The organism is Acinetobacter sp. CY81 (assembly GCF_059515925.1).
In genome coordinates, this window is record NZ_JCAKNC010000011.1 from 13,811 (window position 1) to 39,297 (window position 25,487).

Genomic DNA, 25,487 nt, shown 5'->3' on the forward strand with positions numbered 1-25,487 from the left:
ACCAATTCAACTGGTAACGCTGATCATTTTCAAAATTATTTATTTTTGATGTGTCACCAGCACTGTAGCTGTCGACAATATTCCTTCTTGGCGACCAGTGAAACCCAACTTTTCTGTTGTTGTCGCTTTAATACTAATTTGCGTGACATCAAGATCCATCACATCTGCAATACTTTGGCGCATGGCTAAATTATGTATTGCCAACTTTGGTCGCTCACATGCAACTGTTATATCTGCATTGGCAAGTACATAACCTCGATCTTTGATCAGTTGATAAACATGTTTAAGTAAATTACGACTATCCGCACCTTTAAACGCTGCATCTGTGTCTGGGAAATGCTGTCCGATATCACCGAGTGCCAAAGCGCCTAATAGTGCATCACACAAGGCATGTAATACAACATCGCCATCGGAATGTGCTTTTAAGCCATGTGTATGCGGAATTTGTATACCTGCTAAAGTGACATACGATCCTTCTTCAAAAGCATGCACATCCATTCCCTGTCCTATACGAATTGGTAACATCACTTTAAGCTCCTATATACATAAATTCGTCTATAAATCTTGTATTCATACTTTCTATTTCGCTATAGTACGTATGCAAACACAGTGAAAGTATAAGCGATCATGTTGTTGAAATACGTATCGAATTCGATTAAATCAATAGTTTCTGCATTATTTATTTGCGCCGCTGCAACGTCCATCAGCCATGCAAAAGCACTGCAATGTGATGATACAGATGCACCTCAGTTTTTTAAAAAATTCTGCACAGATTCTTTTAGTGATTTACGTACAGAGTTTAATGAGCATTTTCATACCACATATTTAGTGACAGATGCCCCTATACGATTGATTGATGATACTCAAACGCTTTGGAATCAGCGCGTTCAGCAATGTAAAAATTCAACCTGCTTAAAGCAGCAAATAAATTTTAGAATTGAAGAGCTTAATTTTTACACCTCAATGAATCAGTCATTAACGCAACATTACCTAAAGTTTGAACATGGTCAAATTGCAAAACAACCTGCACATATCAAAATTCATCAACTGACTAAAGATCGTATCAAGATTGAAGGTACATCATATCGAGATCCCAACAATCGTGTTGAAAGCCAAACGATTTCATTATTGGCCTATACCACCAATGAAAATAAAAATGAAATTTTAGACAATGAAAATGACTGTAAATATGCTTTAAATTTTCAAAAATCCATTTTGATTATTGATTCAAAGACAAAAACTAAGAACTGTGATCGTTTTAAGGGAATTTATCGACTATACGATTAATCTCATCGGATACTCAACACGATAAGATTAATAATTACCACGTTCGACCTCGATCACTTATTTTTCAATTAAAGATCTTCATATATAACTCTGGATCTTTAATTATCTTTTGCTAAATTGCTAGTGCTAAACAAGAGACACCTGCAACTGCGAGAACCAATCCCAACAAAATACCAATCGTTACTTTTTCTTTAAATATCAATACGCCTGCAATTACACCAAACACTACAACCAAAATATTCATCCCTGCAAAAACCACTGCTGGAGAATCTTTTAAAAGCATGTGTGCTTTGACATAGAGTGCAATATTGGCAAAATTTAATACCCCTAAACTTAAACCTGCCAATAGGTTTTCTTTGCTCCATTTTGTATTTTTAATCGCTAAAAAGCCGAAAGAAATGACAAAGGCAAAAATAAACATCAAGTTCAAAGAGACAGAAAACTGTAAGCCTAAGCTTGTCGTATATTTTAATAAAATATCAATCAGCGCATAACCAAACCAAACGCCTAGTAAAGACATGATTGCTCTGGAAGAGTTCGAGGATGCTGCCCCGCCTGACTTCATAAATACAATCATCAATACAGCAATTAAGCCGATGCCTATCCCTATGATTTTCAACTGGCTGAAAGACTCATTAAATAAAAAATAGGCTGCAATTAAAGACAACACGACTGATAAGCGTTGTGCAACCTCTGTTTTTAAAATACCCGCAGTTTCCAATGATTTTGCTAAAAGAAAAAAAATCGCAGGTAAACAAAGACCCAGTACAGCGATCAACCACCACGGGGTTTCAGAAATGGAAATATTAGCTAAATTTGGCTTAAACCAAAAAAAACATAAACCACTAGCAGCCAAATAATTCCATGCAATCATCTGAAGCGGATCTAAGCCTTTAGACTTTGATATTTTTAGAAAAATTGAGACTAAAACACTACATAATGCCGCAGAAAATATCAGTTCCATCTTGAGCCTTTTATTTTATTTCATGATCTTGCATATTTGATTGATTTTTAAAACATTTTTTTAAATTTGACATCCATCTTAGATTTGCATTAAAAAAGCCCACATTACTGCGGGCTTTTGAGTATAAACAATTTTTATAAATTATTTATAACGGCTCACCATTTTCTCTAAAGAGATTGGGCGAATTTTGTCAGCATGACCTGATGTACCAAAAGCATTGTAACGATCAACACAGATATCTTTCATTGCAACAACAGTTTCAGCAAAGAATTTACGTGGATCGAATTCGCTTGGTTTTTCAGCCATCATACGACGCATAGCACCTGTAGATGCTAAACGTAAATCTGTGTCGATGTTGATTTTACGAACACCGTGTCTGATTGCTTCAACCAATTGCTCAACAGGAACACCGTAAGTTTCACCGATGTTACCGCCATATTGGTTAATCACAGCCAACCATTCTTGAGGCACAGAGCTTGAACCGTGCATTACAAGATGCGTATTTGGTAACGCAGCATGAATTTCTTTAATACGATCAATCGCAAGAATGTCACCTGTAGGTGGACGCGTAAACTTGTAAGCACCATGCGAAGTACCCACAGCAATTGCAAGCGCATCAACATTTGTATCAGCAACAAACTGAGTCGCTTCTTCAACAGATGTAAGCAGTTGAGAATGGTCTAGAACGCCTTCTGCGCCTACACCATCTTCTTCACCAGCCAAACCAGTTTCTAGACTACCTAGACAACCAATTTCACCTTCTACAGATACACCACACGCATGCGCTAAAGCAACAGTACGACGTGTTACTTCAACATTGTATTCGTACGAAGTTGGTGTTTTACCATCAGCTGCCAAAGAACCGTCCATCATTACAGATGAAAAGCCCAATTGGATTGAACGTTGGCATACGTCAGGATCTGTACCATGATCTTGATGCATTACCACTGGAATATGTGGCCATTCTTCAATTGCTGCCAAAATAAGGTGACGTAAGAATGGAGCACCAGCATATTTACGAGCACCGGCAGATGCTTGAACAATAACAGGTGAATTCGTTTCGTCTGCGGCTAACATGATTGCGCGCATTTGTTCTAAGTTGTTTACGTTAAAAGCTGGTACGCCGTAATTGTGTTCACCGGCGTGATCCAAGAGCTGGCGCAATGAGATAAGAGCCATAATTTCCTCCCAGGTAATGCCCCATATTCTACCCTGTCATGTGTTTCAATTCAGCAATAAATCGCAGTATTTGAAAAAAAATCCCTGCTTTCGCAGGGACTTTTAGGTAAAACGTTGAGCAAATACAATTTATCGATATTATTGTGCTGCTGACGCTTCAGTCGTTTCATCTAAAGTTGCTTGATCAGCAGGTACATTTGCAACTGATTCTGGAATATCAGTATTGTTTTCGTCTTGTAGTGGTTTGTCCAATGCATCAATGGCAGCTTGTTGTTCAGGGCTAACATTTGCAGATTCTTCAACCACAACTTCTGAAGTAGCGGCTTGATCAGCAGCAGGTGCACTTTCTTGTTTAGAACATGCAGCAAAAGTTAAAGGTAAAACAAGACAAGCAGCTAAAACTAATTTTGAATTCATCACAATTCCAAAAGTATATGATTTATATACAACAAATTTTATTGCAAAAATATTTCATTTTGATGACTAAATAAAGAACAGTGATTAAACATTCATTCAGACCAATGCTGAGTTTTTTAGAAATAAAAAAGCTGACAAATTTGTCAGCTTCTTCTTTTACAGTTTGTTTTAATCAAACATATTAAGCACGTTCAATTAACGCAGCAACTGCAGGAAGTGTTTTCCCTTCAACAAACTCAAGGAATGCACCACCACCTGTAGAAATATAACCGATTTTGTCAGCGACTTCGTACTTGTCAATTGCAGCTAAAGTATCACCGCCACCAGCGATAGAGAAACCTTCAGATTCCGCAATCGCTAAAGATAAAGTTTTAGTGCCTTCACCAAACTGATCAACTTCAAATACACCTACTGGACCATTCCAAAGAATTGTTTTTGAGGTTTTCAAAATTTCAGCAAACATTTTCGCTGTTTCAGGGCCAACATCTAGGATCATATCGTTATCAGAAACGTCTTCAACTTTCTTCACAACTGCTTTAGCAGCTGCCAACGAGCCTAGGAAGTCTGCAAAATCAATTTCAGATGCATCAGCGACTACCACATCCGTTGGTAATGGTACTGAAACTTTTGCAGCAATGGCTTTTGCTGTATCGATCAAATCATTTTCACACAATGATTTACCTACATTGAAACCTGCCGCAGCAAGGAATGTATTGGCAATACCACCACCAACGATCAATTGATCGCAAATATCTGAAAGTGAAGTTAAAACATCAAGTTTGGTTGATACTTTAGAACCAGCAACAATTGCAACCATTGGTTTCGCTGGGGTCTGTAATGCACGACCTAATGCATCCAACTCAGCAGCCAATAATGGACCAGCAGCAGCAACTTTGGCTAAACGTGCAACACCTTCAGTTGATGCTTCTGCACGATGTGCTGTACCAAATGCATCCATCACAAATACGTCGCAAAGCGCTGCGTATTTTTGAGCTAAATCTGGGTTATTTTTCTTTTCGCCTGCGTTAAAACGGCAGTTCTCTAAAAGCACAACTTGTCCAGCTGCAACGTCAACACCATCAAGATAATCTGTAATGAGTTGAACATTTTGACCTAAAGCTTTAGTTAAATATTCTGCTACTGGTGCTAAAGATTGTTCTGGTTTTGGTTCGCCTTCAACTGGACGACCTAAGTGTGAGTAAACCATTACTGCTGCACCTTTTTCAATCGCAGCTTTAATCGTTGGTAATGCAGCGCGTAAACGTGCATCACTGGTAATCACACCATTTTTAACAGGAACGTTTAAATCTTCACGAATAAGAACACGCTTACCTGCCAAATCTAGATCAGTCATACGCTGAAAGTTCATGTATAGCTCACTTTTTATATATCAAAATCGCATAGATTCTAAATGATTATGCTAAAAAAAGTTAGCCACTTTTGCATAAATGGTGTGGAATTGTTTGGTTTTGATTATCATAGGATCAGTCCTATACAGAACTTTTGCTTATGTCTTTTCATCCCGATCCTAAAATCAATCGTTTAAACGTCCTTGGTCAGCCATTGGCAAGCTGTTGCTTTGATCCAATCACTGGATATTTTCGAAATGGTTTTTGCCATACCGCACCATCCGACTTAGGACAACACACCGTTTGCGCTGAGATGACTTCTGAATTTTTAAGCTTTTCCCAAAGTATTGGGAATGACTTAACAACTCCTCTTCCTGAAGCTGGTTTTCCTGGTGTAAAACCGGGTGATTTTTGGTGTATCTGCGTGACACGTTGGGTTGAAGCATATCAAGCGGATATGGCACCAAATGTTAAGCTTCAAGCCTGCCATCAAGCTGTTTTGGCTTATGTACCTTTAGACTTGCTGATGGAATATGCCGTTTAATTTACAATTGAAATCATTCAATTTTATTTAAAATGATTGCTTCCATAGCTTTATATCTCTTTATAAAAATTTATTTTTCAGGACATGTACATGAGTCACACGCCGATCATTTTGGCTTCAAGTAGTCAAACACGTAAAGATTTAATGAATCGTTTAGGCATTGTTTATGAGTGTATTTCACCTGAAATTGATGAGTCACCGCAAGGTGAATTACATGCCGATGATTTAGCAAAGCGATTAGCTTTTGAAAAAGCAAAAGTGATTTCTGAGCAACATCCCAACGTAATTGTAATTGGTTCTGATCAAGTGGCTTGGCGTAAAGGCGCTCCTGATATTTTTATTGGAAAACCTTTATCCGTTGAAAATGCCATTAAGCAACTTCAAGCCAACTCAGATCATTTTGTTTATTTTAGCACTGCTTTAAGCGTACAACAGCAATCAACTAGATTTGAGCAGACTATTGTTGAACATTATAAAGTGAAATTTCGTAAATTGGATTTGAGTGAAATTGAGCGCTATGTAGAACGTGACCAACCCTTACATTGTGCAGGTAGTTTTAAGTGTGAAAGTTTGGGAATCAGTCTGTTTGAACAAATGATTGGGCAGGATCAAACGACTTTAATGGGTATGCCGATGATTCAATTATGTATGATCTTAAGGAAATTAGGATTTAATGTCCCGTAATGTACTAGATGCGATAAATTGGCAAGGGATTTTATTTCTTTGCTTTTTTTCCAAATTTTAAAAAGTATAAATTTAAAAAAACTATTAACTTTAATGATTTAAACTATGAAAATATCACTAGCACCTTTTTGTAAAGTATCACTATTAATTTCAATTCTTTTATTCTGTAATTCATCATTGTTTGCAGAAAAAATATATGCCGCAGAAAATCGTACAAATCAATACAGCAAAACTCTTATCAATGAATGGGTAAAGTTTAAATTGATTAATTTAGCTTTAGAAGAGAAAGGTGCTAAAACACAAGAAGAGTTTATTCAACTATTCTCAGACAAAAATACAAATGCTAAAGATCGTATTCACACCATGCTAAAAAGTATAATTGATGAGTTTAATGCTGAAATTAAATTTCTCAACCCACAAACAGTTGAAATCAAAAAATTAGTTGATTTGTATACTAAGAATAATGAAATTTCACTTAAAGTTATGCCAAACCATTTTCAACTTGAGCAAACAGCCGAAGAGAATAGTCTTGAATCAAATCGACATCATCAAGAGTTTATGCGATTTGCCGATGCAACAGCTGCCGCTGTTCAATATGAAAGTGAAATTGAAATACAAGTCCTACAATATTTAAAAGATCACCCTTTGAAATAACCACTTTCATTCGACTCACCTTAATTTAGACTTGCTTAGAATAGTAAGTCCAAGTGACAATACATAAAATTTTCTTGTAGTTTGTATTATGTCCCAAACATTAGATGTCCTTGGCGGAATTACCGCTGAACAATTTCTCTCAGAATATTGGCAAAAAAAACCGCTTTTAGTGCGTAATGCTATTCCTGAAATTGCAGGAATTTTAGAACCGAATGACGTGATGGAACTGGCACTTGAAGATGAAATGAGTGCCCGCCTAATTAAACAGAAAGACCGTGATCCAAATCAATGGACTGTTAAGTCTTCACCATTAATTAAAGCTGACTTCCAAAAGATGCCAAAACTTTGGACACTTTTGGTTCAAGCAGTTGACCATTACTCTTTTGATTTGTCAGAAATGTGGAAAAAGTTTCCTTTCATTCCACAATGGCGTCGTGAAGACATTATGGTGTCATACGCACCTAAAGGTGGATCTGTAGGTAAACATTTTGATTTTTATGATGTTTTCCTTGTACAAGGCTATGGACATCGTCGTTGGCAATTAGGACAACAATGCGATGCTTCTACAGAATATGTAGCAGGTCAACCGCTTAAACTTCTTCCTGAAATTGAAGTCAATTTTGATGAAGTACTCGCTCCGGGTGACTTACTCTATGTTCCACCTGGTCTTGCGCATTACGGCGTTGCGGAAGATGACTGCTTAACCTATTCATTTGGTTTCCGCATGCCAAATGTCGCAGACATGGTGGATAGTTTAGGCGATGCGCTTTCAATAGATGAATGCCTTCAAAACCCATTAATCGACATTCAGCGTGATCAAACTTCAGCCATTGGTGAAATCACGTCGCAAGAGTTGCAATATTTACGTGAAAAACTTTTGGAAGAACTACAAAATCCAAATGCACTGAATGAAGCGTTAATGACGTTGATTTCACGCCCAGGTTACCCAAATAATATTCCTGAAAATGATGAAATTGGCGTGGGTGATCTAGAAGAAGCGCTGGATCAAGGCTATTTACTCAAGTTAGAGCCTGCATCTCGTCTACTGTATAGCGAATTTGATGGTGTATTAAGATTTTGGGCAAATGGTGAGCGTATGGATATTTCTGAAGCATTCACTTCAAAACTTAAAATGATCGCTGATGGTGAAATCATTGAATTAAATGAAGAAATGTACGATCAATCTATTTTAGAAAATATTGCTGAGCTGATGAATACATCGGTCATTATGCTTCTACCGTCAGATGAAACTTCAGAATAATCATCTGAAGATCTAAACTAAACTTCAAAATAAATAATCAAAATTTCGTTCTAAGTTATTTATAGCTTAGAACGAACAATTCGATACTTGCGAATTCTTACATTTCTTCGTAATTTGAAAATATAGATTTTTTGGAACAATAAAAAATGGCAAGCCCAGCGCAAGCAATAAGACACAAACTACTTAATACTTTTTTTTCACGACATTCGATCTGGTTTGCCTGCATTTTTATTGCACTCAGCATCACTTGGTTAAGACTGTTCTATCATCCACATTATATTTATTATTTTATGTCTGATACTGCCATTAATATTTTATGGCTGATCACATCTACATTAAGTTTTCTAGGGCTGTATGACGTTCTACAAAATAAACATTCAATTTTGAAAAACTACCCAATCATGGGACATTTTCGTTTCTTGTTTGAAGATTTTAGACCTGAAATTCGCCAATACTTTATTGAATCAGATCAAGATGCCCTCCCATTTTCTAGAATGCAACGTAGCTTAGTCTATCAACGTGCTAAAAATGAAAATGCAGATAAGCCTTTTGGTTCAATTATTGATGTATATCAACAAGATTATCGTTTTATCAATCATTCAATGACACCTAAGCACCCCGCTGACCCTACGACATTTCGTATTAACATTGGTAATGAACAATGCGCTCAGCCTTATAGTGCTTCAATCATGAATATTTCAGCGATGAGCTTTGGTAGTTTAAGTGCCAATGCCATCCGTTCTTTGAACCTTGGTGCAAAACTTGGAAGTTTTTATCACGATACAGGTGAAGGAAGTTTAAGCCCTTATCACCTTGAAAATGGTGGTGACATCGTTTGGCAAATTGCCAGTGGTTACTTTGGTTGTCGAACGCCCGATGGAAAATTTGACCCTGAAAAATTCGCTCAACAAGCGAGCCTTCCCAATATCAAAATGATTGAGTTAAAACTCTCGCAAGGTGCAAAACCCGGTCATGGTGGAATTTTACCCAAACATAAAATTACAGAAGAAATCTCTCAAATTCGTGGCGTACCTCGTGATCGAGATTGTATTTCTCCACCAACACACTCTACTTTTAGCAATCCGATTGAAATGATGCATTTCATTCAACAATTACGTGAACTATCCAATGGTAAACCTGTCGGATTTAAACTGTGTATTGGTCAACCATGGCAATTTATGAGTATTGTCAAGGGGATGCTTGCAACGAAGATCATTCCTGATTTTATCGTCATAGATGGCTCCGAAGGTGGTACAGGCGCAGCTCCGATTGAGTTTAGTGACAATATCGGTACACCACTTCGTGAAGCACTTTTATTTGCTCATAACACGCTAGTCGGCGTTGGCTTAAGAGATAAGATTAAGATTGGTGCCAGTGGCAAGATTATCAGTGCATTCGATATTGCCAGTACTTTTGCAATTGGTGCGGATTGGGTCAACTCGGCTCGCGGCTTCATGTTTGCAGTGGGTTGTATTCAAGCGCAAAGCTGCCATACCAACCAATGTCCTGTAGGTGTCGCGACGCAAGATCCTGATCGTCAAAAAGCCATTCACGTCCCAACCAAAGCTGAGCGTGTTCATAGCTTCCATAAAAATACGCTCCATGCTCTGTCAGAAATGATTGCAGCTGCGGGTCTTGAGCATCCTAGTGACATTAAGGCACATCATTTAGCGCAACGTGTAAACGACCGTGAAATCAAAAACTATGCGCAATTACATTTTTGGTTAAAAGATGGTGAATTACTCACTTGCGAAAATAAAGATGATGAAAATTTCTATTATCGTATGTGGAATTTAGCCAAAGCTGAGCAGTTTTAATCATTCATAATTTTAAGAACAGGGAATAAAAGTCTCTGTTCTTTTTATTCTTAGATTTACATACTTAGATAATAACTAACGTCAATGTAAGACTATTAATAATACCCCTTGCCTGTTTGTGCATGTAAAAATGCAGGAATTAACCCTGTCAATGCTGCTCGAATATCGGCTCTTTCATTAATCAGCTGATGAGAACCTTCTTCAAGCATCAGTAAAGTCTGCAATCTGAATTTTGCACGTATAAATTCAATATTATAGCGCCAATCTACCGTTTGGTCCTGAGCACCTTGCGCAAGCCAAACAGGAATTCGACATGCTGGTCGCTGTTCCATTTCTAGCATCCACTTTGACATTGCCAAAATCCAGTCCATGCCCATCATGCGAGGTTGCAATGGATCTTTTAAACGTACGAAACGTAAAAATTCAGGGTTATGATTATTGCGTTTAAAATGTCTTGGAACTTCACGCTTAATACGGCGAATAATCCCTAATCCTACAGAGTTATGCCACCAAGCTGATTTCGCAGGGCGAACCAGCGGTGAAAGTAAAAGTACCCGCTCTACAATCGGGTTCTTACGCTGCTCAGCATATTCCAATAAATGATGCATCCAAATAGCAGCCCCTGTACTTTGCCCAATCCCGAGCCAAGGCTTCGGAAGCTGATCAGCATTCCTTAGATATTGATGAACAGCATGTAAAACCTGCTGGTAATGATCAAAGTTTTGGATGCTCGCAGCATTGCCATCGCTTAGGCCATGGCCCGGTAAGTCATATGTAATGACACTAAAGCCTTGATCTAATAATTCACGAATGATCGGCTGATAAATACCACTATGTTCTAAGTAACCATGCAGTAAAAAAACTGTGCCTTTAATCTGATCAATCACAGGCTGATAAACTTGCACATGTAATTTAAATAAAGGCATTTTGACATAACCTTGCCAAAACTGACCTTCTAACTGATCTAAACCATATAGTCGTCGATAAGCTTGAATTTCCTTAGATGGTTCATAAGGACGATTTAAATTTAAAGGCTCAAGTGTTAAGGGCGTTTCAATCCGATTCGGAATAGGCAAATCAAGCTGTGTTAAAACACTCGGGTTGAGAAAAGGAATATCAGCCATTATGGAACCTCTCTACAACCGCTTGAACCAAATAATACATCACGAATGGATGCCAGCATTTCATAGTTTGCACGACGACTATGATCATAATTTTGCAAACTCGGTTGCCAGTTTGTCATTGTTGTTGGCATTGGTGCTTCGACAGGTATTGTTTGAATACCATTTAGTGCAAATAGACGGCGTGTACGAGGCATATGGTAGCGATCTGTAATTAAAATCACGGTCGGTGCTCCCCCTTTTTTTTGTAATAATAATGAGCTAAATCGTGTGTTTTCACAGGTGTTCATGCTTCTATTTTCCAATAGATTAGCTTCGACGCCTGAATTTTTCAACCAAGCTTGCATATATGGTGCTTCCACACCACTGAGTACAATCGGTAATTTACTTTCTTTTTCAACATCAAGCGTTTTCTCTAAACGCAGACGTGTGTAGTCATTGACCACAATATCAACTTTATTTGGGCCTAAAGTTAACCCACCACCAAGGGTGACAATCGCATGTGGATCTGAACTTGCCTTCTTCTTATCTCCCTGACTTTGAATCAAAGCAATATCTTTATATGTTTGATCATCTACAGATTGTATTGAGTTAGGATCTACAGGGTGCGTTTCAAGAAATTGGGTATAAGTCTCTCTTAAGGCTTTATCTTCAGCACTTTCTTTTAAATTTTGAATCGACTCTGCTTGTTCATCTATTTCAACTTCACTCGCAGCTGTTGAAATCTCTGGACTATCCACCGCAGCAACAAAAGGAATTTTAGGTGTATCTTTGGATTCTTGTTTAGACTTATTTTTGAGTTTCTCTTTAATCTCGTCCAGCAATATTTGATAACGCGTTTGAATCAAAACCAGATCTTCAGTTTTTTTGTCTTGAATTGCCTGTTCCATTAAATCCAAATAAGCTTGGCGTGCAATCCATAAGCGCGAACCCGGCTCGTAATCAGAATGATCGGTTAGTGCTGCCATCTGCTGACTCTGAGCAGCAACAACATCAACATTCACAGGTACAAATGTATTAAGCGCTTTAACCACTAGGTTAGAGTAAAATGGTGTATACCAAAAAACTAAAAGACAGCCTGAAAATACGAATAAAATCGTCATCATTCGCACTATAGAAATCATCCAATGCTGTTTAGACATAACACCCTTATATCAATTGTTGGTATGTGGTTGAATTAAACCCATTGAGTCAAAAAGCACAGGTTCTGGCTCAAGTTGAATACTGAACTTTTTTAACACATCTTGTTGTACAGCGCGATATGTTGCTTGTACATCTTGTAAGTTTGCGTCAGCATAATTGACCAAGACAAGTGCTTGTTTACTAAACATTCCTACACTTCCAAGTTGTTTTCCTTTCCAACCTGCTTGATCAATTAACCAACCCGCAGCAATTTTTTGCATATCATTGGACTGAGGATAATGCGGTAAATTTGGAAATTCTAGTGATAGCTTTTCATATTCAACGGTTTGAATCACAGGGTTTTTAAAGAAACTGCCCGCATTAGGAAATACCTTCGGGTCAGGTAATTTACTCTGACGAATTTGAATCACTTGCTGCTGCAAATTTTCGGGACTCAAATTATCTGCCATGGCTGCTTTTAAATCACCATATTGGATTTTTAAATCCGCATTTTTTAACAACTTAAATACAACGTGCGTGATGATATAACGATTGGGATCATCTTTGAAAATACTGTGGCGATAGGAAAAATCACAATCTTCTTCCAAAATTGATTCAAACTTCTGCTCAACGCGATTATAAACTTCTACAGCGTGGATGAATTCACCTACTTCAACACCATACGCACCAATATTTTGAACAGGTGATGCACCCACTAAACCTGGAATCAAAGCTAAGTTCTGTAAACCAAACATTTTTTGCTGAGTCGTCCACAGCACAAACTCATGCCAGTTTTGACCTGCCCCCACACGCAATGTATACGACGTTTCATCTTCAGCAATACGCTCATTTGCTTGGATATTCATATGAATCACTAAAGCATTGATCTGATTCGGCAATAACATATTACTGCCACCAGACAAAATCATAATGTTCAACTGCTTTTGCTCAGCAAATTTCAGTGCATCAAGCAAATCTTCGGTATGATTAATTTGAACATAATGCGATGCAACTGCATCTAAATTTAGGGTATTCAATGCTTTTAATTGGACATTCGTTTGAACATTCATCATGAATTATATGTACTCTACAAAACTTTTAATGCTGATCTAGAACCATTGATGCTCATCACTAAAATATGAACGTTGATCAGCCTAATTGACGCTTTAAATGTTTAACCCACGCTTGGCTACTTGACTCACATTGATCCAAGACCTGTTCAAAGCCTAAATCTCCGCCATAATATGGATCAGGTACCGCATGTTTCGGATAATTTAAGTCATGCTCACTCATCAAAGCGATCTGTGCTTTCATTAAATGGCTTTGGAAATAATGTTCAGCTTTAGACTTTAATTTAGTGATATCTGCGAGATTTTCCATATCCATCGCTAAAATCAAATCAAAATCTACAAAATCCTGTTGAGTCAACTGTCTTGCTCGTAAACTCGATAAATCATAGCCACGTTTTAGTGCATGTTTCTGACTACGTAAATCAGGTGCTTTGTTGGGATGATAATTACTTGTACCCGCAGAGTCGATTTCTACATCAAGCTGCTCTGCCTGACAATAATGTCTAAGCACGACTTCAGCAGTAGGTGAACGACAAATATTTCCCAAGCATACACATAAAACTTTGTATGGCATTTTCGTCGTCATAACTCTCTCAAATGTACATATCTTTTATCGTTGTATATGTTAAGTTATTTACAGGATGAATCCTATAGAACTGTAAAACAATAATGCTGAATAATGCATAAGGAATCGTGAATGGCATCATTTCAATTTCAAACTGTTGGAAATATTATTTCTGGCTTAGGCTCGATCGCAGAATTAACCCAGATTCTGAAAGATAAAGCTTATAAGAAATTGTTACTGGTTACTGATGCTGGCATGATTCAACAGCAATTACATCTACCTTTGATTGAAATTTTTGAAACGACAGCAACACCTTATCTTATTTTCTCTGATGTTCAAGCCGATCCTCCTGAACATATCGTTCTTCAAGCAGTGGATTTTGCAAAATCACATAATGTCGATGCTGTCCTCGGGTTTGGTGGTGGAAGTTCACTCGATGTCGCGAAAATTATCGCGATCCTCGCTGATCCAAAACAAACGCAGCATATTGAACACATTTATGGTGTTGGAAATGCAAAATCCCCTCGTCTTCCTTTAATACTCGTACCAACTACAGCAGGTACAGGCTCTGAAGTCACGCCTATATCCATTGTAACTACAGGCGAAACCACAAAAACTGGGATCGTTTCACCTATTCTGTATGCTGATGTGGCCATCTTAGATGCGAACTTTACTAAGGATTTACCCGCACATATTACTGCTGCAACAGGTATTGATGCCATGGTGCATGCGATTGAAGCATACACCTCTAAAATTAAGAAAAACTTTTATGCAGATTTACTGGCTAAACAGGCTCTAAGCCTGCTCAATAAAAATTTAAAACTGGTTCTGGATGATGGTCATAACCTTGAAGCTCGTCAGAATATGCTATTAGGTTCAATGCTCGCAGGTCAGGCATTCGCCAATGCACCTGTTGGTGCTGTACATGCATTAGCCTATCCACTTGGGGGACATTTCCATTTATCCCATGGACATACCAATGCCTTGGTCTTATTAGAAGTTTTAAAGTTTAATGCCTCAGAAGCCAAACGCGACTATGCCGAGTTAATTCAATGGATGGATCCTTACAGTAAAGGCAATACCGATGGTTTATGTGATTTATTTATCGACCATATGCAACGTCATTTAGACCAGAGCGGACTGACATTAAAGCTCAGTGAATTGAATGTTCAACAGAGTCAATTAGAAACATTAGCAAGCGATGCTATGCAACAAACTCGTTTATTACAGAACAATCCAAAAGAAATGACCTTTGAAGATGCTTTAAATATTTATAAAGCAATTTATTAACTCAATTGGATTGAGCACTTTTTTTAAATTTTGATTTGATCATCTTATGAAGCCTAATATTCGTTCACGACAACATTATTCTTTTATTTTTCCAATACAAACCCGTTGGGCAGATAACGACATGTATGGTCATGTCAATAATGTGACCTATTATAGCTATTTCGATACCGCAGCAAATGCATTACTCATCCAAAAAGCTGGATTTGATATTCGCCAATCACCAAGCATCGGTTTAGTGGTGGAATCACACTGTCAATTTATGCAAGAACTGTCTTATCCCGAAATCATTGACGTTGGAGTAGCTATTCGAAAACTAGCCAATTCATCACTTTGCTATGACTTAGCCATTTTCAAACAAGGTCAAGAAGCAGCCTCAGCACAAGGTTACTTTACTCATGTGTTTGTTGATCGTGTAACAAGAAAAAGCACCTCGATTTCGACTGAAATGCGAAATGCTTTAGCGTCATTTTTAATGAATGAAGAACTATAAAATCATTTTGAGCCAAGTTAGCTTTTTGTATGACATAGATATTCACACAAAGATCATGTCTTATTTTAGCTGAACGTTGTGAATTTCACCTTCAAACATAGCCATTAAACTTTTAACAGCATCTTCCTGAGCCAATAACTCATTGGCTCTTACATGGGCTTTAACCTTACGCTCCGCTTGTTTGGCATACGGTGTCTGTTCGATGACTTCTTGGTAAACAACACTAAATCGTGTGTTTGACCATTGTGATTTGAGTTCATTTTCAAGCGTATGTTGGAACTGATTTAAAATAGTTTCGTACTTTTGAGGAATATGGAAAACACTTGCAGCATTAATTTCACCTGTCATCATGCCTTGTTGAGCCAGTTCTTGTACCGCAGGTGATAATTGACTGTTACGGAACCAATACTCCCACTTATCTACATTCCATTCACCCTCAAGTTTTTGAGGGCTTAAAGCTAAAATATCCTGTGGCATTAAAGCTGAATCAGCAACAGGATGAGCAACCAAACTTTCAACCAACGGCTGATTAGTCTCTACTGTAGCTGAATTACTAATTTGAGTAACTTCTACAGCAGGATTTAAGAAAAATACATCATCATTCGTGTTTAGCGCTTCTGTCGCATTTGGTACAGATGTAACAGGTTCATCACCAAAGAATGTTAGTTCAGGTCCTTCAGACTCAATTATTTTTTGGATTTCAGAGCTGGTAATATCAGAGTTTTCAATATCTGAGTCTGTAAGGTCAGAGCTTTCAAACTCAGATCTTTGAGTGCTTAAATCATCCTCAACAGATACACCCTGTTCATTATTCATGACAGGACTTTCTAAACCTTGTGTAGAACCTGCATCAGAATCCGTGATCGTTTGATCATCTTCATCATCAAGATAATCATCACTGCTTGGTTCATTCTGCTCGCCACGTTGACTCAAGGCATGGTCCAAATCAGCATCTTCGTTATAATCGCCATCCAAATCAAAGCTTGCTTCATTTAAAATCTGTGCACTTGGTGAAGCTTGCTGCTCTTCAATTCCATCATTTGATCGTGCGTTTTCATGAGTCATCAATCTTGTCTGATCAGCACCAACAACATTTTCATTTTCAAGTGATGTCGATTGTGGCGACGCTGACATTGGTACGTCTTGTACTGATATATCTTGCACTGACGTTAAGCTGACTGAAGTTTCTTGAGTTGAGACTTGCTGTGTAGCTGACTGGCTCGCTTTTTGTAAAGAAACTTCATTCGGTTGCATAGGCCTGAATGCCAATAAACGCAACACACACATTTCAAAGCCTTGTTCTTGAGTCACTGCCAACTGTAAATCGGCGCGCCCTTTACAAGCCACTTGATAATACAATTGAAGATCTTGAGCAGAAATTAAGCCTGAAAGTTGCATAATTTTGGCGTTAATTTCAGCACTATATTTAAGGCTAAGATCTGGTAAATATTGTAATAGCGCCAATTCATGCAAAGTCGAAATGAACTGATCCAAAACCAAGGAAACATCAAGTGCCTGCTGTCTAAACTGCATCAACAATGCACTCACACGCTGCTGTTGATTTTGATGGATCGCTAAAATCAAATCAAAAATAATGGTTCGATCTATTAGCCCCAACATTTCTTTGACATCTTGATGTTGAATAGCGCCTTGACCGTAGGCAATCGCCTGATCAGTTAAGGATAATGCATCACGTAAAGAACCTTGAGCTGATTCTGCAATTTGCCAAATCGCATCTTGTTCAGCTTGAATCTCTTCTTTATTTAAAATATGGGTTAAATGCGCTGTAATTTCATCGACAGCCAAAGGTCTTAAGGTAAATTGTAGACAACGTGAAATCACCGTAATCGGTAATTTTTGAGGATCTGTCGTCGCAAACAAAAATTTTACATGTTCAGGTGGTTCTTCTAGTGTTTTAAGCAACGCATTAAAGGAATGCGTCGAAAGCATATGCACTTCATCGATCAAATAAACTTTATATCGACCCTGTGTCGGTGCATAAGGGACGTTATCCAGTAATTCCCGAGTATCTTCAACTTTGGTACGCGATGCCGCATCGATTTCGATTAAATCAATAAAACGGCCTTCATTCACAGCAGTACACGTCGGACACACTTCACACGGCGTCGAAGTCACCCCAGTCTCGCAGTTTAAACATTTCGCAAGAATACGCGCAATCGTGGTTTTACCGACACCTCGAGTTCCTGTAAACAGATAAGCATGATGCAATCTGCCACGTTCTAAAGCACTGGTTAATGCACGTGATACATGGTTTTGACCAACGAGTTCGATAAAATTACGTGGACGATATTTACGTGCAAGTACTTGATACATGAATGCTCCCTTTATACAGGTCTAAGCATACTGTTTTTTTATTCAAGAGTGAATGCGGATTATGAATTCTCTTGCTTAGTGATGCATATAAAATGAATAAAGACCTTGTAGAAAACCCAATAGCTATAGGTTCCCTACACAATACTATTTGTTAGGCTTAGCGCTAAATCGTTTTTTCAAGTGAAAAATCATCGAATGCCACGTAAGCATTTGATGTTTTATCCTCAAGAATTTCAAGTAAGTTATTTTTCAAATCGACAAAAAGTAAATTTCGTGTAGTTACATTCTCAAGCTCTAATTTAGATTGATCATTTTCCGTAAATTTAATTTTACCTTTTAGGGTTTCAATTTCATTGTGCCCACTTAAACTCAAACGTGACAACACAAATGTTTGATCTGCTTTCAAGGTCAGCTCAACAGACATTCCAGGACATTCATCACAACGAGAAAAACAGCCCATGCATGGCGTCGTCCCTTGATACTTACCCACCCATTCAGGAACAATAACTTTTTTTTCAATTGTTTGATTTTTAGCTGCACTGCTGAATTCGGATTGGGCTTGATGATCGCCACAACCTGCCATTGCAGTAACCGCAATCAATGGAATAAAAATTGATTTTTGCATGGGAGAAATAAAAACAGAAAATAAAGCGCAAAATAGCATATTTGAAGTTTGATGCAAGGACTGATCAAATGTCTACCAATAAAAAAGCATCGCCTAATGCGATTCCAGTCCATCATCCACCAGTCCATCTTCTGGCTTTGCTAAACCTATACCATCTTTAATTTCAGCAATATAACTGCCCTTATCGGTAAAGACTTTCAAAATTGCATATCGATCCGTTTGGCTTTGAGTAATTGTAAAATAATTTAAATCTTCAGGATAATCTTCGAAACTTCCTCGCCATTTCACAATATCTTGATCTAATTGATCAACAGATTGAATAACGGCATTACGATGAAGATCAAATTGCAACATTTTCATTTCCAATCGGTCACCCACCTGCTTATCCGCCATTTTTTCAGTATCAAAACTGAATAAAAAACCATTTTCAGGATTTTTAAAATGTGCAGGAATAACTTGAGTTCTGATTGCATTTGGCTCTATGGCTACAATCAGACTTTTATCGATCTGATGATTGGATGATTGGTTATTACTGAGATCTCGACTGCTCTCTTTAATATCATCACTTGACTCAGCACGAGCTAGATCTCGACCTTCTTTACGATGATCTGAGTATTGATTGCCAGTCTGAGAACTGTCAAATGCATTACCCTCAGGTTTTAGGTAAAGTAATATCGCGGCAGCCAATATGGCCACCGCAATCACTGAATAAATGATTCTATTCATAGATATTCTGCAACTGGAAACCCAAAATTAACGAAATTGAGCAACAACAGGTGCATTCTTATTGATCATACTCAAAGCATCAGTTTTATTGGCTAAACCTAAACGATAACCATACTTGGGATGATATAGCGTTGGACTAGAGAAAAATGGTAATGAGTTCCCACCCATGATTGTACTGCCTAATGGATGTGCAAACCCACGAGCAGAATCATGACTATCATTATGATCAACACCCATATTGTGACCAAACTCATGACGCATTACAGACAAACCACAATTGGTACTGCTTGTACCCAACATATTATAAGCTAATGGTGATTTATTCACCCATGCTAAGCCACAGCCTTCTTCATTACCTTGATAATACACAGCATCTGCTTTTACACGATTACGTTCATTCTGAATCGTCTTATCGTCACGACCCGCACCCGTAATATCACCGAGTTTAGTGCTGCCTGGAATTCTATACTCTAGATAACCTACATCTCGAATATAAAATTGAGCATTAGAGTTTTCAGCTGCTACATTGGTTAAATCCTGCGCTTCCAGCATCCGAATTTTCGCAGCATTCGCTCCTAGTGATTTAGACACTTCAGGGCTGTTGACCAATAGCATATCAATGGTATAGCTATCTTTAACCCAGCCTTTAGCACTGAATATATAACGTTGATTTTCACCTTTAGAAATCGTCTGCTTTAAACCATTTGATGCAGTGATCGTGGTACTCCAATCAGCCAATGAGCTAAAGATTACTTTATCTCCAATGTTAGCTTTAGAAGGTAGAGCTAAATTCGCTTGCCAATTGGCATTACCGATTTTTACTCTTATCATCGGTTGTTTCATATCTGGAAGTTTTTGAGTATTGAGCGATTTTGCCTCTAAAGCCAACTGTGGCGAAGACATCAACACCCATTTTGCAATATCAGCCACATACATAAACTCATACCGATCACCACGATTCAATTTCAACGTTGCTTGAGTATTGATGTTTGTATTTAAAATGGTTGCTTCCCATGTTGCAGATGATTTAACCACGACACGATCACGATCTTTAGCCGTTTGCGGAAGTTCTAATGTAGGAATCCAATTAGCATCTGCAAAAATTACTTCAGTTAATGGGGCTTTAATTGACGTAATTTTAGACCCGACATTCTGTGCTTTCAGCTGATAAGGGCTGATACTTTCAGGCACCCACTTGGCTAACTCTTTAGAATACTTAAACCAAAAGCTGTCTCCACTTTTAAGGATATAACTACTCGCAAACAACAAATTTGATGTATGAATAGAAGAATCATAACTCGCATCAGATATCACATTAATCAACGTGCCTTCAGCAACATTGCTTGGTAGTGTAATTTGACGAGCCCATTGTCCATTACGCACATGAACTTTTTGAATCATTTGATTATTGTTAGGCACAGCAAAATCATTTGCGCCATTGCTTGGGTAGCTTACTGTCGGTTTCACTCGCCACTGAGCACTGGTTTTATCAAAAACAAAGCTATAACTCTGACCTTGTCGAATGGTTAAGGACTCAAGAGGTAAATCAGTATTCGAGGTATCTAAATAAGATGCATACCCTGCTTGTGAGTTGATTGTAATAACATCTTGATCATTGGCTGATGCTGGCAGATTTAAATTTTGAACCCAATTACCATTGGATAGATTAAATTGTAAATCACTATGCCCTGAAGGAATAAGACCGCTATTTTTATTGGTATTCGGCGTGAGAACCGTACTTGCAACAACGCCACTCAGCAAACAGGTTGCGACAAACAGTGATATTTTATTTTTCATGAACAGCTCTTATTATTAAGTTTAAATTTATAGTGTGTGAATTGTATAAATAAAGCATTTTTAATTCTAGTGCTTTAGGCAACTCTTAGGTCAGTTTTAAAACCAACCTTTTTTACCATGTATGATCTGATCTGCACAGCGTAGGGTTTCTTGGCTCAAGCCCCATAAACGATAATCTCCTGTAATCGAACCCGTTGGAAAATTATGTGTATAAGCAAAACTGAGTTGACGCTCTGGATCGCACCAAGCACCTGAACCATTATATCCAATATGACCAAAACCTTGAGTTGCACGCTTCCCTAAAGCCAGCACTCTGTGATAACCCAAACGCCATTTCATTGGAATCGGCATAACTCTGTCGCGACCATGATTTTGAATGGTACTTAAAGATTTAAAAGTCACTGGATCAATCAGTTCAACATTATTCCATCGTCCGCCTTGAGCCAGCATCGCGTAAATTTTTGCAAGACTGCGTGCCGTAAACACACCATTTGCAGCTGGAATTAAGGTCTGTAAAGTTGCATCATCAAAAAAGCTAAAACGCGCCATCCCCTTAGGAACCATCGCATCTAAAAAGTCTTCAGGATTTTGTCCTGATAGTTCGATGGCTTTGCCTATTAAATCAGGCTTGTGCTTTTTTTGCGTTTTATTATGGACTTGATTTTTCTTTTGTTCAGCTTTGAGTGCACGCATCTCTGGATCTTGATAATTCAGAGGTTTTGCTACACGTGCAATCTCATGTTCAGGTACACCAAAGTAAGCACCATCCAACTCTAGTGGCTCAACCAGATATAGCTTCATCAATTCTTGCAAGGGTCTTTGAGTTGCCTTTTCAATCGCCCCACCAACCAACCATCCAAAGGTCAGTGCTTGATAAGCATGTTCAGAGCCAATTTCAAAACGTGGCTGACTCAGCTCCATCACCTTTAACATATGCTGCCAGTCAGACATTTCAGAAGCTTGAGCAATGATATTTCGTATATCATATAAACCTGATTCATGGCTCAATAGATGTCTGAGTGACAGTTTTCCTTTGCCATGCTGAGCAAACTCAAGCCAATAATCCGCAATCGGTTGATCGTAATCGAGAAAGCGATGGCTCACTAAAATATGAGCAAGTGTTGCCAATATTCCCTTACCTGTCGAATAACAGACGGACAATGTATCCTCTTGCCACAATTCTTTTTGAGTCTTTTTACCTGTATGAATATCAACAACTTTTTCACCTGCAAAATAGATGGCTAAGGCAGCACCACCTTGACCACTACGTGCATCCTGTAGGCGACTAAAATGCGTTGCTAAGTCTATAAACCTTGGATCTACATGCCCTTGATAGTTATTTTGGTCAGCACGAAAATAGTTACGAATCAGCTTCATCACCTGTCCTTTTTTATTTTATTTTACATTGGATTGTCGTTTCTTTAATTCAACCAAGCCAATCGAACCATTTTTTTAAAATTCAGATCCACTCATCAACAATCCAAATTCAACGATCTACAATTTGAATATCAACTTCCAATTGCTTAAACACAACCTTCATACAATGCCTAAGTTATTTCACAAATAAAAAGATGAAAATCAGATTCAAAAAAAGCCCAAACATCAAGTTTAGGCTTAGTCTTATCCTTATAATGCTTTTAGAACACCCGCCACATGCGGCTTCTGTGATTTTTCATTGCGAATCAAAATTTGAGTATTGCCCTTTTGTTCCGCAGTTAAAAACTCAACTTTAGAAGGTAAGAACATCGGTAGTTTAAAATGCACATCTGCTTCATAGGCATCTGGCAACTCTAAACTCGCTAAAGCACGCGCTTTACTCCACATACCATGTGCAATGGCTTGCTTAAATCCAAATGCTTTGGCTGTCACGGCGTGAATATGAATAAGGTTAAAGTCACCTGATGACATTGCATAACGGCGACCCGTATTCTCAGCAACATCCCACACTGCTTTTAATTGATACTCAGGGACACTTTCTTCTTTCACTTTTGGCTGAACTGAACCATCTGTTTTTTGACGTGCAAGATAAGTGGTTAAGCCTTCCATCACCACTTCGCCATTAATTTTAGCTGTGGTTAAAAAATCAAATTGTAGCCCTTTATCGTGGGCTTTGAGCTCACCAAATTTGCAAGATAAAGTCATACTTTCATTGACACCAATCTTACGTGTTTGCTTCACAACATTACGAATATGTACTAAGCCTAACAATGCAAATGGAAAAGCTTCTGTCGTCATCATATGCATTTGTAGACTTTGCGAAACGACTGCCAAATATGTTGCTGGAATATAGCCATTTTGCTTATAACCACAAATTTCGTTATAAGCTTTTAAATGTTTAGAATCCGTTTTAAATGAATCCACCACATACTCAACTTGCGGTAGTACTTTTTCACCTTTAGGCTTTTTAAAAAATAAGCCTTGAATTACTTTTGGATAAGCCAAGTACGGTTTTGGCAGTTGACTAAAGTGACGAGTATTCATACTAGACCTTTCATTTTTTATATTTCAATACATTCAATTATCAACTTCCATATTAATGATGAAACTTAATAATTCCCTACCAATCTACATTCTAACTAAGTTTCTAAAATCAAAAATTCGAAAATCACGATTCAGAACTAAACATTAAGAATAAATACCTAAAATTTTATTTTAGATATGAATATGTAACACAAGCCCTTCTGCTTAGAAAGGCTTGTTATTTCAATTCAATCAAATACATCGATGATTAAACGATACAAAAGAAATCGTTTAAATTAAGCACCTAACAGGCTTTGACCACACACACGAACTACGTTACCGTTCAAACCTGTAGAAGCTGTTGCTGCAAATAATGCAATTGTTTCAGCAACATCGACAGGATGACCACCTTGGCTCATCGAGTTCATACGGCGTCCAGCTTCACGAATTGCAAATGGAATTGCCGCTGTCATTTGTGTTTCGATAAAGCCAGGTGCAACAGCATTGATGGTAATGCCATTTTTCAAGATTGGCGCTGTGAATTTAACCAAGCCGATTACGCCTGCTTTAGAGGCAGCATAGTTGGTTTGACCTAAGTTCCCTGCAATGCCTGAAATTGATGATACGCAAACAATACGACCATTTTCATTTAAGCCTGAATTTTCGAGTAAATAATCATTTACGCGCTCAATCGCAGCTAAGTTGATATTGATCACCAAATCCCAAAGCTCAGGCTTCATATTTGCCAAAGTTTTGTCACGAGTAATACCCGCATTGTGAACAATAATATCCAATCCACCTTGTTGAGCTGCGGCAGCTTTGATTTTTTCCCCTGCATCAGCAGCGGTAATGTCAATTGCTAACGTAGAACCGCCAATTTCACTTGCAACACGATCCAAATCTGCTTGTTGCTGAGGTACATCTAAACAAATTACATGCGCACCATCACGAGACAACACATGCGCAATCGCTTCACCAATACCACGACTTGCACCGGTTACTACCGCAATTTTACCTGCTAGTGGTTTTGTCCAATCTACATCTATTACCGTTGCTTTAGAAACACGAATCACTTGACCTGATACATAAGCTGAACGTGCTGATAATAAGAAACGTAGCGTTGATTCAACATTTGAAGCTGCATCTTGATCAACATAAACCAATTGTGCTGCGATACCTTTCTTAAACTCTTTACCTACCGATTTAACAAAACCTTCAAGCGCACGTTGCGCAATCGCTTGTTTAACTGTCGGCGCTTGCTCTGGAGTTAAACCCACAACAATCACACGACCTGATACTTGAATTTGTCGAGCAATCGGATTGAAAAATTTATGTAACTCATTCAACTGTTCAGAGTTTTGAATGCCTGAGGCATCAAATACCACAGCTTTAAATTTTGATTCTTTGTCACCTTCATTAAATGCACTGACGCTCAAACCCACTTTAGCAGCAGCTTGTTGTAATTCTGCATTGTTGCCTGCATAAGTATTGGCATGGATATTGGCAAAAACTTGGGCAATGTCACCAGAAAGCTGGCTAGATGGAGCAGCACCAAAAAGTACCGCACCTTGAATCACAGGTGTAGGAGAAGTAAAACGGTCTAATTCAAGTGGTGTTGGTAAACCTAAATTTTTAATGACAAATTTACCAATTGGAGATTTTGAAAAAGCTTGATATTGGTCAGTCATGAATGTGATCTCTCGACAAAGTAATTTATAGTGGATCCAAGTG

At 38.1% G+C, this 25,487-nt stretch carries 24 protein-coding genes; 8 read left to right on the forward strand and 16 right to left on the reverse strand.

The genetic code is table 11. The annotated features are described in order from the left end of the window. Positions 1 to 39: 39 nt before the first annotated feature. On the reverse strand, positions 40 to 528 hold the full coding sequence (ispF, locus tag AC5YDM_RS12045; RefSeq protein WP_496152330.1) for a 2-C-methyl-D-erythritol 2,4-cyclodiphosphate synthase: 489 nt from the start codon (positions 526 to 528) through the stop codon (positions 40 to 42). A 99-nt stretch (positions 529 to 627) separates the two neighbouring features. Here ispF and AC5YDM_RS12050 point away from each other — a divergent pair, with 99 nt between their 5' ends. Next, complete coding sequence (locus AC5YDM_RS12050) at positions 628 to 1,287, forward strand: A1S_1983 family putative colistin resistance protein (RefSeq protein WP_496152331.1); 660 nt, start codon at positions 628 to 630, stop codon at positions 1,285 to 1,287. A gap of 112 nt (positions 1,288 to 1,399) precedes the next feature. Here the strand turns inward: AC5YDM_RS12050 and AC5YDM_RS12055 are convergent, their stop codons facing one another. The 4 genes from AC5YDM_RS12055 to AC5YDM_RS12070 form a co-directional block, all read right to left on the reverse strand. Beyond that, a complete protein-coding gene (locus AC5YDM_RS12055) occupies positions 1,400 to 2,251 on the reverse strand; it encodes an EamA family transporter (RefSeq protein ID WP_496152332.1) in 852 nt (283 codons plus the stop codon). Positions 2,252 to 2,392: 141 nt separating this feature from the next. Further along, positions 2,393 to 3,430 carry a class II fructose-bisphosphate aldolase gene (gene fba / locus AC5YDM_RS12060; protein ID WP_496152333.1) on the reverse strand — a complete coding sequence of 346 codons (1,038 nt, stop codon included), beginning with the start codon at positions 3,428 to 3,430 and terminating at the stop codon, positions 2,393 to 2,395. A gap of 138 nt (positions 3,431 to 3,568) precedes the next feature. Further along, entirely contained in the window at positions 3,569 to 3,847 is a 279-nt protein-coding gene (locus tag AC5YDM_RS12065; RefSeq protein ID WP_496152334.1) for a hypothetical protein, read from the reverse strand. A gap of 181 nt (positions 3,848 to 4,028) precedes the next feature. After that, entirely contained in the window at positions 4,029 to 5,216 is a 1,188-nt protein-coding gene (locus AC5YDM_RS12070; RefSeq protein WP_496152335.1) for a phosphoglycerate kinase, read from the reverse strand. 140 nt (positions 5,217 to 5,356) lie between these two features. Between AC5YDM_RS12070 and AC5YDM_RS12075 the strand changes: the two genes are divergently transcribed. From AC5YDM_RS12075 to AC5YDM_RS12095, 5 genes are all read left to right on the forward strand, one after another. Continuing rightward, positions 5,357 to 5,740, forward strand: a complete 384-nt coding sequence (locus AC5YDM_RS12075; protein WP_496152336.1) for a DUF2237 family protein — start codon at positions 5,357 to 5,359, stop codon at positions 5,738 to 5,740. Positions 5,741 to 5,830: 90 nt separating this feature from the next. Next, positions 5,831 to 6,424 carry a Maf family protein gene (locus AC5YDM_RS12080; protein WP_496152337.1) on the forward strand — a complete coding sequence of 198 codons (594 nt, stop codon included), beginning with the start codon at positions 5,831 to 5,833 and terminating at the stop codon, positions 6,422 to 6,424. A gap of 105 nt (positions 6,425 to 6,529) precedes the next feature. Next, positions 6,530 to 7,078, forward strand: coding sequence for a hypothetical protein (locus tag AC5YDM_RS12085; protein ID WP_496152338.1), 549 nt, complete (start codon positions 6,530 to 6,532; stop codon positions 7,076 to 7,078). An 88-nt stretch (positions 7,079 to 7,166) separates the two neighbouring features. Beyond that, the gene (locus AC5YDM_RS12090; RefSeq protein ID WP_496152339.1) at positions 7,167 to 8,339 is read left to right on the forward strand and encodes a ribosomal protein uL16 3-hydroxylase; all 1,173 of its coding nucleotides are present in this window, start codon (positions 7,167 to 7,169) and stop codon (positions 8,337 to 8,339) included. A 146-nt stretch (positions 8,340 to 8,485) separates the two neighbouring features. After that, entirely contained in the window at positions 8,486 to 10,156 is a 1,671-nt protein-coding gene (locus AC5YDM_RS12095) for an FMN-binding glutamate synthase family protein (RefSeq protein WP_496152340.1), read from the forward strand. Between the two features lie 95 nt (positions 10,157 to 10,251). Here the strand turns inward: AC5YDM_RS12095 and AC5YDM_RS12100 are convergent, their stop codons facing one another. The 4 genes from AC5YDM_RS12100 to AC5YDM_RS12115 all read right to left on the reverse strand — a co-directional run bounded on the left by AC5YDM_RS12100 (position 10,252) and on the right by AC5YDM_RS12115 (position 14,055). Beyond that, positions 10,252 to 11,280 (reverse strand): alpha/beta hydrolase, encoded by a 1,029-nt coding sequence (locus tag AC5YDM_RS12100; RefSeq protein ID WP_496152341.1) that lies wholly within the window; start codon positions 11,278 to 11,280, stop codon positions 10,252 to 10,254. After that, entirely contained in the window at positions 11,280 to 12,419 is a 1,140-nt protein-coding gene (locus AC5YDM_RS12105; RefSeq protein ID WP_496152342.1) for a YdcF family protein, read from the reverse strand. Before AC5YDM_RS12105 ends, AC5YDM_RS12100 begins: the two co-directional genes overlap by 1 nt. Positions 12,420 to 12,431: 12 nt before the next feature. Beyond that, a complete protein-coding gene (gene murB, locus AC5YDM_RS12110; protein WP_496152410.1) occupies positions 12,432 to 13,469 on the reverse strand; it encodes a UDP-N-acetylmuramate dehydrogenase in 1,038 nt (345 codons plus the stop codon). Positions 13,470 to 13,548: 79 nt separating this feature from the next. Further along, positions 13,549 to 14,055, reverse strand: a complete 507-nt coding sequence (locus tag AC5YDM_RS12115; RefSeq protein ID WP_496152343.1) for a low molecular weight protein-tyrosine-phosphatase — start codon at positions 14,053 to 14,055, stop codon at positions 13,549 to 13,551. Positions 14,056 to 14,166: 111 nt separating this feature from the next. Between AC5YDM_RS12115 and AC5YDM_RS12120 the strand changes: the two genes are divergently transcribed. Further along, positions 14,167 to 15,324, forward strand: coding sequence for an iron-containing alcohol dehydrogenase (locus tag AC5YDM_RS12120; RefSeq protein WP_496152344.1), 1,158 nt, complete (start codon positions 14,167 to 14,169; stop codon positions 15,322 to 15,324). A 46-nt stretch (positions 15,325 to 15,370) separates the two neighbouring features. Further along, positions 15,371 to 15,814: an acyl-CoA thioesterase gene (locus AC5YDM_RS12125; protein WP_496152345.1), complete on the forward strand. Its 444-nt coding sequence runs from the start codon at positions 15,371 to 15,373 to the stop codon at positions 15,812 to 15,814. A gap of 60 nt (positions 15,815 to 15,874) precedes the next feature. Here the strand turns inward: AC5YDM_RS12125 and dnaX are convergent, their stop codons facing one another. The 7 genes from dnaX to AC5YDM_RS12160 form a co-directional block, all read right to left on the reverse strand. Then, complete coding sequence (gene dnaX / locus AC5YDM_RS12130) at positions 15,875 to 18,148, reverse strand: DNA polymerase III subunit gamma/tau (protein ID WP_496152346.1); 2,274 nt, start codon at positions 18,146 to 18,148, stop codon at positions 15,875 to 15,877. 163 nt (positions 18,149 to 18,311) lie between these two features. Further along, positions 18,312 to 18,773 (reverse strand): copper resistance protein NlpE N-terminal domain-containing protein, encoded by a 462-nt coding sequence (locus AC5YDM_RS12135; RefSeq protein ID WP_496152347.1) that lies wholly within the window; start codon positions 18,771 to 18,773, stop codon positions 18,312 to 18,314. Positions 18,774 to 18,866: 93 nt separating this feature from the next. Further along, positions 18,867 to 19,499: a metalloprotease secretion chaperone CpaB gene (gene cpaB, locus AC5YDM_RS12140; protein ID WP_496152348.1), complete on the reverse strand. Its 633-nt coding sequence runs from the start codon at positions 19,497 to 19,499 to the stop codon at positions 18,867 to 18,869. A 27-nt stretch (positions 19,500 to 19,526) separates the two neighbouring features. Beyond that, complete coding sequence (gene cpaA, locus AC5YDM_RS12145) at positions 19,527 to 21,302, reverse strand: metalloendopeptidase CpaA (RefSeq protein WP_496152411.1); 1,776 nt, start codon at positions 21,300 to 21,302, stop codon at positions 19,527 to 19,529. A 90-nt stretch (positions 21,303 to 21,392) separates the two neighbouring features. Continuing rightward, positions 21,393 to 22,673 carry a serine hydrolase domain-containing protein gene (locus AC5YDM_RS12150; RefSeq protein WP_496152349.1) on the reverse strand — a complete coding sequence of 427 codons (1,281 nt, stop codon included), beginning with the start codon at positions 22,671 to 22,673 and terminating at the stop codon, positions 21,393 to 21,395. Between the two features lie 249 nt (positions 22,674 to 22,922). Further along, entirely contained in the window at positions 22,923 to 23,777 is an 855-nt protein-coding gene (locus AC5YDM_RS12155) for a MaoC family dehydratase (protein WP_496152350.1), read from the reverse strand. Positions 23,778 to 24,052: 275 nt separating this feature from the next. Further along, positions 24,053 to 25,444, reverse strand: coding sequence for a 3-oxoacyl-ACP reductase (locus AC5YDM_RS12160; protein WP_496152351.1), 1,392 nt, complete (start codon positions 25,442 to 25,444; stop codon positions 24,053 to 24,055). Positions 25,445 to 25,487: the final 43 nt, after the last annotated feature.